The 12,276-nt window shown below is 54.3% G+C and carries 11 protein-coding genes; 6 read left to right on the top strand and 5 right to left on the bottom strand.

The features are described from left to right. Positions 1–92: 92 nt before the first annotated feature. The 3 genes from FPL14_RS19630 to FPL14_RS19620 all read left to right on the top strand — a co-directional run bounded on the left by FPL14_RS19630 (position 93) and on the right by FPL14_RS19620 (position 1,929). Positions 93–497, top strand: a complete 405-nt coding sequence (locus tag FPL14_RS19630; protein ID WP_182299364.1) for a Fur family transcriptional regulator — start codon at positions 93–95, stop codon at positions 495–497. Continuing rightward, positions 467–1,237, top strand: coding sequence for a winged helix-turn-helix domain-containing protein (locus FPL14_RS19625; protein ID WP_182299363.1), 771 nt, complete (start codon positions 467–469; stop codon positions 1,235–1,237). The genes FPL14_RS19630 and FPL14_RS19625 overlap by 31 nt, the downstream gene beginning before the upstream one ends. 131 nt (positions 1,238–1,368) lie before the next feature. After that, a complete protein-coding gene (locus FPL14_RS19620) occupies positions 1,369–1,929 on the top strand; it encodes a peroxiredoxin (RefSeq protein ID WP_182299362.1) in 561 nt (186 codons plus the stop codon). 81 nt (positions 1,930–2,010) lie between these two features. Here FPL14_RS19620 and FPL14_RS19615 read toward each other — a convergent pair whose 3' ends face one another. Together FPL14_RS19615 and FPL14_RS19610 are read right to left on the bottom strand one after the other, a co-directional pair. Further along, positions 2,011–2,910: an RNA polymerase sigma-70 factor gene (locus FPL14_RS19615; protein WP_267875381.1), complete on the bottom strand. Its 900-nt coding sequence runs from the start codon at positions 2,908–2,910 to the stop codon at positions 2,011–2,013. Between the two features lie 19 nt (positions 2,911–2,929). Beyond that, complete coding sequence (locus FPL14_RS19610) at positions 2,930–4,246, bottom strand: phytoene desaturase family protein (RefSeq protein ID WP_182299361.1); 1,317 nt, start codon at positions 4,244–4,246, stop codon at positions 2,930–2,932. Positions 4,247–4,506: 260 nt separating this feature from the next. Between FPL14_RS19610 and FPL14_RS19605 the strand changes: the two genes are divergently transcribed. Then, on the top strand, positions 4,507–4,662 hold the full coding sequence (locus FPL14_RS19605; protein WP_182299360.1) for a hypothetical protein: 156 nt from the start codon (positions 4,507–4,509) through the stop codon (positions 4,660–4,662). Between the two features lie 52 nt (positions 4,663–4,714). Here the strand turns inward: FPL14_RS19605 and trxB are convergent, their stop codons facing one another. The 3 genes from trxB to FPL14_RS19590 all read right to left on the bottom strand — a co-directional run bounded on the left by trxB (position 4,715) and on the right by FPL14_RS19590 (position 9,405). Further along, complete coding sequence (gene trxB, locus FPL14_RS19600; protein ID WP_182299359.1) at positions 4,715–5,641, bottom strand: thioredoxin-disulfide reductase; 927 nt, start codon at positions 5,639–5,641, stop codon at positions 4,715–4,717. A 1,273-nt stretch (positions 5,642–6,914) separates the two neighbouring features. Then, a complete protein-coding gene (locus FPL14_RS19595) occupies positions 6,915–7,868 on the bottom strand; it encodes a phosphotransferase family protein (protein WP_182299358.1) in 954 nt (317 codons plus the stop codon). A 55-nt stretch (positions 7,869–7,923) separates the two neighbouring features. Continuing rightward, complete coding sequence (locus FPL14_RS19590; RefSeq protein ID WP_182299357.1) at positions 7,924–9,405, bottom strand: sialate O-acetylesterase; 1,482 nt, start codon at positions 9,403–9,405, stop codon at positions 7,924–7,926. Positions 9,406–9,490: 85 nt separating this feature from the next. Between FPL14_RS19590 and FPL14_RS19585 the strand changes: the two genes are divergently transcribed. Both FPL14_RS19585 and FPL14_RS19580 read left to right on the top strand, forming a co-directional pair. Further along, positions 9,491–11,053 (top strand): spore germination protein, encoded by a 1,563-nt coding sequence (locus FPL14_RS19585; protein WP_182304068.1) that lies wholly within the window; start codon positions 9,491–9,493, stop codon positions 11,051–11,053. Between the two features lie 17 nt (positions 11,054–11,070). Next, positions 11,071–12,273 (top strand): Ger(x)C family spore germination protein, encoded by a 1,203-nt coding sequence (locus FPL14_RS19580; RefSeq protein WP_182299356.1) that lies wholly within the window; start codon positions 11,071–11,073, stop codon positions 12,271–12,273. The last annotated feature ends 3 nt before the right edge of the window (positions 12,274–12,276 follow it).

Here is a 12,276-nt window from a genome sequence, read left to right as displayed (position 1 = left end):
CGAGCTGGCAAGGCGGTTTTTGCTATCCGCATTGACGGCGAGCATGAATTTGATTAAACTTAAACTAATTCTAAATTAAAGGAATGATTGCGATGAGAAAAGCGGGTGCCATGACCCTTCAGCGCAAAACCATATACGAGCTGCTAACCGCTGCCGAAGATCATCCGACGGCGGCCGATATTATCGAGAGACTCAAAGCCGAGGGACACAATTTCGCTTACGCGACCGTCTACAATACGCTGAAATATTTAACCGAGGAAGGCCTCATCCATGAGCTCAAGCTCCAGGGCGACGCCAGCCGGTACGATGCGCGAATCGAAGATCACCAGCATGTCGTCTGCACCTCGTGCGGCAAAGTCGACGAAGTGTTCGTGGAGCTTCCCGCGGCATGGTTGAATTCCGTCTCCGAGCAAACCGGTTACGACATCACCGAAGAGAACATCTTGTTCAAAGGAGTGTGCGACGGATGCAAGAACGCGAACAAATCCGCTCACTAAACGGAGCTTCCGAGGCAACCGAAGTTGCCGTCGTTAACGAAAGCCTGATCTCGCCCATTGAACCGAACGACCAAGGATTCTGCGAGATCACGAACCGAATTCTGATCATCAGCCCACGTCCGGCCTCCCTTCGTTCTCTCGTTGCGGAGCTGGCGGACAAATGTTACGACGTGCTTCTGCTGCACCATGCCGACGACCCGCTTCTTAATATGGTGCAAGGCAACATTATCGTTGTCGACCGCACGGCCCATTCTCCGTCTGCAACGGCTAACGCGTGGCCTAGCGACGGAAGCTCTCCCGTTCTCGCACTCATTAACGGCGCGGACTCGACTGTCCATCCTGGAGAGGAAACCGTTCAGTGGCCCGGTTCGATCGAACAAGTCATCGCGAAGATCCAGCAGCTCTCTCTCAAGTACACTGTCCCGATCGAAGAATCGCGCACCTACGTATTCAAAGACGTCGTTCTCGACCCGGACCGCATGACCGTTACCCGGAACGGCTCTAGAGTAGAATTAACGAAGACGGAATATGATCTCCTGCGGACGATTATCGCTGCCGACGGCAAGGTGCTAACCCGCCAAGAGCTGATGAACGAGGTATGGGGAGAGCAATACTTCGGAGGCAGCAATGCGGTCGACGTGCACATAAGAAGCTTGCGAAGCAAGCTGGAGGACGATCCGAAGGAACCTCGTTACATCGCTACCGTCAGAGGGGCCGGTTATCGCCTAGCCGACCTATAAAGCCGGTTCATGAGATCTTCATGAAACCTTAATCATACCTTCATGCAGCGCAAGCCGTTATGGGGTATGATTTTTCATGGCCATTAGTTAGATTTAGTTTAATTATAAAATAAGAGGAGAGAAACAACATCATGATTGAAACCACCATCGTAAAAACCGCAAAAATCGGCGAGCCGGCCCCTTCTTTCAATCTTCCTTCTACGAAGAACTTGGACACGTTGTCCGAAAACTTGAGCCTTGAGGAATACCGCGGACGCTGGGTCATGCTGTTCTTCTGGCCCTATGATTTTACGACCGTGTGCCCTACGGAAATCATGGCATTCAACGAGTCGGTAGGCACGTTCCGGGATCTCAAATGCGACATCATCGGAGCTTCGGTGGACAGCGTCTACACGCACAAAGCGTGGATGAACACCCCCCGCGACCAAGGCGGAATCGGCCTGATCCGTTACCCGATGGTATCGGACTTCACGAAGGAAACGGCACGTGCATACGGAGTGCTCGACGAGAAAACCGGAGCCGCGCATAGAGGCTTGTTCATTATCGACCCCGAAGGCATCATTCGCTATCAAGTCGTCACCGACATGAACGTCGGCCGCAGCGTAGAAGAGACGATCCGCATTCTCGAAGCGCTGCAATCCGGCGGGCTGTGCCCGATCAACTGGAGAAAAGGCGACAAAACTCTTGGGTAACGGATATTGAACAAAAGAAGAAGCTGATCCAAGGCAAAACCTTTGGCCAGCTTCTTTTTACATATCGATTCCGTTTTACGTTCAGGAGGATAGATCAGGCAGATGGAGCAGTTTGTCGGGATTAATAACGATATAGATATCCGCGATTTCTTCATCCTGTATTCGGAAAGTCATAACCGAATTCGGCTTCTTCCCGGCATAAGTGACGATACCGGGTTCTCCGTTTACCGAGACCATCCGATAAGAAGAATCCGGCGTAGCTTTGCCGACGATTCCGAACAAGAACGCGGAAACTCTTTCCGCTCCCAGAATCGGACGAATAGCGGCCGTAACCTTGCCTCCTCCGTCGGATTGCAGCCGAGCATCCGCCTTCAGGATGTTCACAAGCTGCCCGCTGTTCCCGGTAGTGAGCGCATGAACGAACAGTTCGATCCGCCGTTTGAGCGATTCCGACTTAGGCGGTCCCGTTTCGCTCGAGCTCGAAATCCCGGATATCGCTCCCTTGGCGCGATGAAAGATTTGCCGGCAATTGGCGCTGCTCTTATCCACGATCTCGGCGATCTCGTCGTAATCGTATTGGAGCACTTCCCTCAATACGAACACGGCTCTCTCGATCCAGGACAATTGCTGCAACAACAGCAAATATGCGGTGGAGAGGGATTCCTTATGCAAATAGATCGACGCCGGGCCGTCGGGTTCTCCCGGATCGTCCGTTAATAACGGCGAAGGAAGCCAAGGTCCGACGTACGCCTCCCTACGTTTGCTAGCGGAGCGGATATGATCGATGCAGCGGTTCGTTACCATTTTGCATAAATAAGATTTTATGTTCTGAACTTGTTCAGGCTTATTTGCGTTCCATGCGAGAAAAACTTCCTGAACGATATCCTCCGCGTCCATTACGTTGCCCAGCATTCGGTATGCAATCGAGAACATTAGCGGCTTATATGCTTGATAATCGCCTTCCGGATTAACGGTTTCCAAACAGGCCTCTCCTTTCGATTTAGCGAGCTAGAATGCCTTCGGCCGTAGCCCGATTGTTCGCGGCGTTCGCTGCTCTTACAATAGATTCGGCCGCCCTTACGGCGCTTGCCGCGGAAGCGTCCGCAAGCATTTCCCCATGGCTGGCCCAATCTCCTGCGACGTACATGCCTTGTATTTCCGGAATTTCCGGACCCGTCTCGTTCTTTGTACGTCCTAGATGAGGGTAATCATGCACGACGGTAATATGAGGCAAGTATTGACGGGACACGACCTCGCGCTCCCATCCCGGATGCAGCAGGCTCATCGTCTGCTTGAGCAAGCTCTCGTCCGCTTCGGCGTCTTGCGGTCCCGGTCCGTTATATTTGGTCAGATGCACCACTATTGTACCATTTTCGCTTAGTTTGGCGGCCCTGGAATGATCGGAGAAAAACACCGGCTGATCCAACCCCATGGCGAAATGGCGATTCGCGACCGGCAGCCGCTTCAAAGCCAGATCCAAGCTTGCCACCGTCGCAGGCCTTGCCTCGTCCTTCCACCTTTGCAGTATCGTATTTTCCGCTCCTTTGACCATCAGGTAAGTCGTCGCCGGAGGGGCGGTGCTAATGACGGTATCGACGGGGACGGTATCGCCGCTAGCGTAAACCACGCCTTGAACCTTGCCTCGATCGTGCTTGATTTCGACGACCGTAGTTCCCGGTACGATATCGACTCCCAAGGAGATAGCCGAATCCCGCAACTGATCGATGATCGATTGCCAGCCTCCGTCCAAATACTTCACTCCCGACGTAAGCGAGCTCTTCACTTGTCTCAGTACCGGCCCCGCGGCTTGATAGTCGGGGTCCGTCGTGTAAGTCGCCGTACGGCATAACGAGTAGAAGATGTGGCGAACCATCGGGTCGCCGATCTGGGATTCGGCCCACTCCCTCAAGCTTATATTGGGCATGGACGCAAAATCCGCTCTCATCATCTTGACCATGATGGACATCAGCTTGGCTTTCCCCGACCAACCCAGCAGTTTGGAAGATAACAATGCCACTGGATCTCCCGGCAACGGCGACAGCGTATTATTCCATATAGTCAACCCCTTGGCAGACGGCTTGCTGCCCGTCAGCTTTAATCCGTATCGTTCGAAAACGCGATTCGCTTCTCCGCCGAGATAGAGCGCATGGCCTCCCAGATTGAACAGCGCTCCGTTCTTGTCGACCGTCATCGCTCTGCCGCCTAGTTTGCCGGATTTCTCTAACACCCTTACCGATTTACCCGCTCTCGCCAATTCAATAGCCGCGATGAGTCCCGCCAGCCCTCCGCCGATTACCGCCACGTCGATTTTTTTCATTTTATCGCCCTCCAATTATTCGTTCTGCCCTTAAGTCGTTGGAGGAGGTTGTTTTGTGACAACCAAGACGAAAAAAATAAATAAAAGGGAATCATTATTCGGGTTTGAGCGCAAAGTAAGCCCATCCGGTATGCAAAGGGGGGGCTCACCATGTCCAAGCAGCAAGGCCACGCCAATAAAAATACGACGACTAGAACGTCCGATAAGAAAGGCAATAACGGCTCCGGTAAAAATTAATTCATGTATAGGAGGGGATTTCTTTGGCGGGGAGAAACAACAAACCCGATAATGACGGACCGGCTAGCAGCCCTAGCCAATTGGGTCAATTCGGAAGCAAGCTGGCCGAGGACAACGAAGAGGAGTTCCAAGCAGCCGTAGAGCAAGCTTGCGAAGCGGCGGAAGAACCCGATCATTAAATAAGGACAAGGACCATCGGAATGTCCCGATGGTCCTTGTTATAAGGTTATATTAGTGCTCGGCGTTTTCGAGGAATCTTTCGCAATCCAAAGCGGCCATGCAGCCGGTTCCCGCTGCGCTGATCGCTTGCCGGTATTTGTTATCCTGCACGTCGCCGCAAGCGAATACGCCGGGAACGTTCGTCTCGGTCGAGCCCGGATTAACGAGCAAGTATCCGGTTTCGTCCGTATTCAGCTGACCGTTCAAGAACTTCGTATTCGGCGTATGCCCGATAGCGACGAAAAGCCCGTCCGTTGCGATCGTCTCTTCCAAGCCCGTTTCGTTGTTTTTAACCTTGAGGCCCGTTACGCCTAGCGGCCCGCTTTCCACTTCAAGCGGCGTGCGGTTCAGGCTCCAAGTGATTTTGGGATTGCTGCGGGCGCGGTCCTGCATGATCTTCGAAGCGCGGAGCTCGTTGCGACGGTTGACCAATACGACTTCGGACGCGAATTTCGTTAAGAAATGCGCTTCTTCCATCGCGGAATCCCCGCCGCCGACTACGATGATTTTCTTGTTGCGGAAGAAGAATCCGTCGCAAGTCGCGCACGTGCTGACGCCGCGTCCGACGTTATCTTTTTCCCCGGGAATACCTAGGTATTTCGCCGAAGCTCCCGTAGAGATAATTAGCGTCTCGGCAGTCAGCTCGCCAATGCCTTCCACGGACAAGGTGAAAGGACGCTTCGACATGTCCACGCTATTGACCCAACCGGAACGGAACTCCGCTCCGAATCGCTCCGCTTGCTTACGCATGTTCGCCATTAACTCGGGGCCCATGATACCCTCCGGGAAACCAGGGAAATTTTCCACTTCCGTCGTAGTCGTCAGCTGGCCGCCAGGTTCCGGTCCTTCGATCACTAATGGGTTCAGGTTCGCGCGCGCCAAGTAAATCGCCGCCGTTAATCCTGCCGGTCCTGTTCCTATAATGATTGTTTTGTACATATTCATCCTCTTCCTTATATGTGTTCTAGTATGTAAAAATCATACCATTCACGCCGGCAAGCTGCATGAAGGTACGATGAACGTTAGATGAAGATTTCATGAAGGTTGAGATATCTTAGCCGCTGGGATAACGGCATCCCGTGCCGTTATTCGGCGCACGAGCGGGAGTTTGGGTTAGATAACGGCATCCCGTGCCGTTATTGGGCGCTCGAGCGGGAGTTTGGGTTAGATAACGGCATCCCGTGCCGTTATTGGGCGCACGAGCGGGAGTTTGGGTTAGATTAGCGGCACCGCGTGCCGTTATTGGGCGCACGAGCAGGAGTTTGGGTTAGATAGCGGCATCCCGTGCCGTTATTGGGATCACGAGCGGGAGTTTGGGTTAGTTAGCGGCATCCCGTGCCGTTATTGGGATCACGAGCGGGAGATTGGGTTAGTTAGCGGCACCGCGTGCCGTTATTGGGCGCACGAGCGGGAGTTTGGGTACATAGCGGCACCGCGTGCCGTTATTGGGCGCACGAGCAGGAGTTTGGGTTAGATAGCGGCATCCCGTGCCGTTATTGGGATCACGAGCGGGAGATTGGGTTAGTTAGCGGCACCGCGTGCCGTTATTGGGCGCACGAGCGGGAGTTTGGGTTACATAGCGGCACCGCGTGCCGTTATTGGGCGCACGAGCAGGAGTTTGGGTTAGATAGCGGCATCCCGTGCCGTTATTGGGATCACGAGCGGGAGATTGGGTTAGTTAGCGGCACCGCGTGCCGTTATTGGGCGCACGAGCGGGAGTTTGGGTTACATAGCGGCACCGCGTGCCGTTATTGGGCGCACGAGCAGGAGTTTGGGTTAGATAGCGGCATCCCGTGCCGTTATTGGGATCACGAGCGGGAGATTGGGTTAGTTAGCGGCACCGCGTGCCGTTATTGGGCGCACGAGCGGGAGTTTGGGTACATAGCGGCACCGCGTGCCGTTATTGGGCGCACGAGCAGGAGTTTGGGTTAGATAGCGGCATCCCGTGCCGTTATTGGGATCACGAGCGGGAGATTGGGTTAGTTAGCGGCACCGCGTGCCGTTATTCGGCGCTCGAGCGGGAGTTTGGGTTAGATAACGGCACCAGCGTGCCGTTATTGAGCGCACGAGCGGGAGTTTGGGCTGGATGGCGGCACCGCGTGCCGTTAAGCCCCGCCGGCCACCCGGCCGCAGACAGGTTCCCTTCTCGCAAGAAACAAACAGAGAGGAGACAGCCATTCCGGCTGTCTCCTCTTGCTCGAACGCATTAGCGTTAATCGTTTGCGCCGAACTTCTCCAAGCTCTCCGCTAGATTCTCGTATGTCCACTTCACGTGGTGTTCGTTTTCGTATTTACGGTACGTGCACTCAACATAGAGGATCAGATCCAGATAGAGGTCGTATAGCTTCCTTCTCGCGAGCTGGGAAGGTTCCGTCGGGAACAATCCGTACCCCTCCCGGAAAGCATCGGAAGGATTAAAGTGGCTGAAATAATGCTCCATCAGCGGGTCGCCCCAGATAGCACGTTCGAAATCGATAATCCCGCTCACTTGGCCATCCTTTATGAATACGTTGCCGTCCCATAGATCCCAGTGGAGCAATCTCGGCTCGGTAACCTCATCCAAATGCTCCAAATTCCGCTCGATTAGCTGCTCCAGCTCTTCGTACGCGATCGGCATGGATAACCCGACGTCTTTCCCGTCCTCGATTACGCCGTAGATCATTTCGGCGAACGCGTCGCGCCATGACCGACCGGTTGGCCGGGCATAGAAGCCGAAGCCGGGACCTTTGACTTCGTTGATCAGACGGTTAAAGGCGCCTAACTGGCGGTCGATCGCGTCTCGCTGTTCATCCGGCATTTCCGGTTTCAACTGATTGTACGGCTTGCCTTCCAAATACTCCATGATGAAGTATTCGACGGGAAGAATCTCGCAAGAGGTATCATGGGCGTATATACGCGGAATCGGCAATTGTCCCGCCAAAGACAGCCGCTGCATCGCTTCGACTTCCGTCTTCATCAGATCGACTTCGCAACGCATGAATCGGATCCCTTCGGGAGGACGAGCCTTCAGCACGATTTTGCGGCCGTCCTCAAGCTCGATCGAATACGCGCTGTTCGCCCATCCGTCAGACAACTCGGAATAGGAACGGATAGAGCTATTCATAACCTTATGAACGACTTCGTTAAGCTGTCTTTCATCCAGCTTCGATTTATAGGCGCCTTCCATCTCGACCAACTTCCCCCTTCAACGTGTATAACTTATTCCCACGGCACCCGCCCGCTTACTTCCTGCCTGTCCGAGAGGTTCGGAACGGACCGGCGGGCAGACCGGCGCTATTGACCAGATTCGCTTCCGGGTAATTGGCCCATGCGTATCTCGCATGGACGGGCGCAGCGACTTTATCGTTCCATACTTGAACGGAGTCGTCGCTAACGATCGTTGCGGAGGCGGGGACATATACGCCGTCTCCCCCTGCCACTTCGAAACCGACGATGTTGCCGTTCGCGGCAACAAGCCTCCCCGCACCGCTATCGAACTTAATCGTAAGCTTATTCCCCGCAGAAGCCGCTTTCCTGAATACCGGCCCCGAACTCGCCACGTCTTGCCCGTATACAGAGCGAAGGGCAACCAACGCGAGTCGCTCTCCTACCGGCTTTTTATCGCGGGGGTGAATATCGTTCTCCTCTCCGCAATCCAAGACGACGGCCATTGCCGTATGCGGAACTTGCTCCGTCACGATCAGTTGGGATTCCCTTAACAGCGGCCATTCTTCTCCGCGCGGCTTGCCGTCATGCGCATATCCCGGCAACTGCACGAATAAGAACGGCAGCTCCGAATTGCCCCAATCGCTTCTCCACGTCCTAATCAACGTGCCGAGCAGCGTATCGTACAACGCCGGCTTATGCGCGTCGCTTTCGCCCTGGTAATAAATAAAACCTTTCAATCCATAAGGCACAACCTTACGAATCATCGTGCAATAAAGGCCGTTCGGCCTCAGGAAGCTTCGTTCGCTAACCGGCGGCGGCCATGGATAATCCCCTAGCTCCTCGCCGACCATCCCGGCAGATTGTCTGCGGTTGAATTCGGCTACCGCTTCATGATATCGTTTTTCCTCCGTAACGCGCTCTTCGGGACCTACGCTGTCCAAGCTCGCTTGGAACTCGTCAATATAAGCATGGAGCTCATCGTTACCGGCAAGCGCTTCTTTCGGAACCCAGCAGGAAGCGGAGGTTCCTCCCCAGTTGCAGCCAATAACGCCGATCGGCACTTCCAAGGAACGAGCGAGCTCGTTCGCATAATAATAAGCAACCGCCGAGAATTCTCCCGCGTGATCGGATGTACACGACTTCCATTCCGCCGGATGCTCTAGCCCGTCCTCATAGGAAATTCTCGGAACGTCGTAGAAACGGACAATCGGGCTGGACGCCCGAGCCGCTTCCTCCGGTCCCCCTTTTGTATCCTTCAATCTCCATTCCATGTTCGATTGACCGCCTGCGAGCCATACGTCACCGAACAACACATCGCGGAACACGATCGTCTCGTCGCCGGATTGAACGGTCAGCGCGTAAGGGCCTCCCGCGCCGAATGGCGGGAGGTTCGCGTGCCATTTCCCATCCTTAACGACGGCTTCGGCGCTAACGCCCGAACACGTTACCGTTACCGTTTCGCCTTCTCTTCCTTCCCCCCATATGGGAACGAGGCTATCCCTTTGAAGAACCATACGGTCCGAGAACATACCCATCATTTTTAGCTTACGTTTCATTAGAGGCAACCTGCCTTTACGATTTGTCTCTTAATTAATCTCATATAAATCAGAACGTGTCCATTCGCAAATGTGCTGGAAACATATGCATAATAGCCCCGGCTTTGCGCATAATAGGACAACTCGGCTTTATACGCATTTTTCCTATTGGCGAGAGGGGGTCATTCGATTGGATTCCGCGAAGCTGCCGGATCGCATCCGTCTGTACCGCGAAGCCTTGGGGTTCAGCCCCGATCTCATCGTTCGGGAGATGCGCTTATGCGGCGAATTGCCGGTCGCCGTCTTGTTCATGGACGGAATGGTTCTGGCTCAAGCTCTTCACGACTTCGTGATTCAACCCATGCTGAAGACGGGTACCGCACCGTTTGACCTCGCGTCCGTCCCGAAGGAAAGCTTGCCTGCGCTGTTAATCCAAGAGGTCTTAAGCGCCGGAGACCTAAGCGTCTCCTCCGACTTCGAGGAGCTGATCACGAGCTTATTGTCGGGAGAAGCCATACTCCTGCTGCAAGGTACCGAAAATTGCATTCGAGTCAAAGTAACCGGCATAGAAGAGCGAAGCGTCTCCGAACCTCTAACCCAAACGGTCGTTCGCGGACCGATGGAAGCCTTCACGGAAAATTCCCAGACGAATATCGCCTTGATCCGGCGGAAAATCCGCGACCCTCGCCTGTGGCTTGAGCAACTCAGAATCGGCAGCCTTTCCCATACGAGAGTTTCTCTTCTCTACATTTCCTCGATCGCGAGCGAGACTGTTCTGAGCGAAGTTCGTGAGCGTTTGAACCGGATCGATATCGACGGCGTCCTCGAAAGCGGGTATATCGAGGAATTTATACAGGATCGCACGTATACTCCGTTTCCCACGGTGTACAACAGCGAACGGCCCGACGTGGTCGCCGCGGGCTTGCTGGAAGGCAAAGTTGCCATCATCGTCGACGGAACGCCGTTCGTGTTGCTGGTTCCCGCGTTATTCGTCCAATTTTTCCAGTCGGCGGAAGATTACGCGCAACGATTCGATATCAGCACCTTGATTCGCTTGATGCGCTATCTCTCGTTCTTTATCGCGATGCTCGCCCCGTCGATCTATATTGCCTTGTCGACCTTCCATCAAGAGATGCTTCCGACTAGCCTGCTGATCAATTTGGCCGCGCAACGCGAAGGAGTCCCTTTCCCGGCCTTCATCGAAGGGCTGCTGATGGAAGTCACTTACGAGATCCTCCGCGAAGCCGGCGTCCGCATGCCGCGCACGGTCGGTCAAGCGGTATCCATCGTCGGTACGCTCGTAATCGGTCAAGCGGCCGTGCAAGCCGGAATCATATCCGCCGTCATGGTCATTATCGTATCGATTACGGCTATCGCCAGCTACGTGATGCCCTCCGGCAGCATGTCCATTTCGGTCAGGATGCTGCGTTTCGTCTTTATGGGGCTTGCCGCTTCCTTCGGCGTATTCGGCATACTGATCGGAATATTCGGCCTCGTATTCCACCTGTGCGGATTGCGCTCCTTCGGCGTTCCTTATATGTCCTCCTTGGCCCCTTTCATTACTCAAAACCAAAAGGATACGTTATTCCGGTACCCCTGGCAGCACCTGACGACAAGACCGCTGCTGGTCAACAAGAAGAACGTCCGGCGGCAAAAACAAAGCAAATGACAAGGCGGCGCGATTCCATGAGCAGGAGAATACTTATTGCCACTGTCTGCATCGCACTCCTATCGCTCTTGACCGGATGCTGGAACCGCCGTGAGCTGAACACGCTCGCCATCCAGCTCGGAACAGGCATCGACAAAGTCGGCGATCAATACCGGATATCCGTGCAAGTCGTCGATCCGGGCCAGGTTGCCGCGGCCAGAAGCGTATCCCCGGAGCGGTCTCCCGTCGTGATGTACAAATCGACCGCCTCGACGCTCTTGTCCGCTTATCGAAGCTTGACGGAGACAAGCCCGCGGAAAATTTACGGCGCCCATATCCGCGTGCTCATTCTCGGAGAATCGCTGGCGCGGGACGGAATCAGCAAGGTGCTTGACCTCCTTTCCAGAGATGCCGAGATCAGAACCGATTTTTACATCATGATCGCCAGAGGGACAACCGCCGAGAAAATCCTCAAGGTGCTGACCCCGCTAGAGAAAATTCCCGCTAATAAGCTGTTCTCTTCCTTGGACGTCTCCGAGAAAGTATGGGCGCCGACGACCACTTTTACGTTAGACCAGTTGATTTCCCAGATGGTCGTAGCAGGCCAGAACCCCGTGCTGACAGGCATCAAGATCAAAGGCGACCCCGATAAAGGAGAAAGCCAGATCAACGTCAAGGAAATCGATCCCCCCGCGAGGCTTAGCTTGTCGGGGCTGGCGGTATTCAAAGGGCCGCGCATGGTCGGCTGGCTCGACCAGGCCGAAAGCAAGGGCTACAACATTATCATGGACAATGTCAAAAGCTCCGCGGCCAATATCTCATGTCCGGACGGCGGCAATATCGCTCTGGAAATCATGCGATCGAAGACCAAAGTCAAGGGAAAGGTGGTGAACGGCGAACCAAGGATTTTGGTTCACGTCAAAACCGAAGCCAACGTCGGCGAAGTCAATTGCACGATCGACATGAACGACCCGGAAACGATCAAATGGCTTGAAAAAGAAGGAGCGCGCACCGGCATCGGGCTAATGGAAAAATCCGTCCAAACCGCCCAGTCGCGCTACTCCTCGGATATATTCGGATTCGGCCAGGCTATCTACCGGAGCCACCCGAAATATTGGGAGTCGATTCAAAAAGAATGGACGGAACGGTTCAAACGGTTGCAGGTGGACTATAAGGTGGATTACATAGTCCGGAAAATCGGCACGACGGACAACTCGTTCATTCAAGACGTTAAGGGGTGACCG

The sequence above is a fragment of the Cohnella cholangitidis genome (assembly GCF_014107495.1).
GTDB lineage: Bacteria > Bacillota > Bacilli > Paenibacillales > Paenibacillaceae > Cohnella > Cohnella cholangitidis.
Note: the sequence above shows the minus strand (reverse complement) of the source record. Positions and strands in the feature narration are given on the sequence as shown.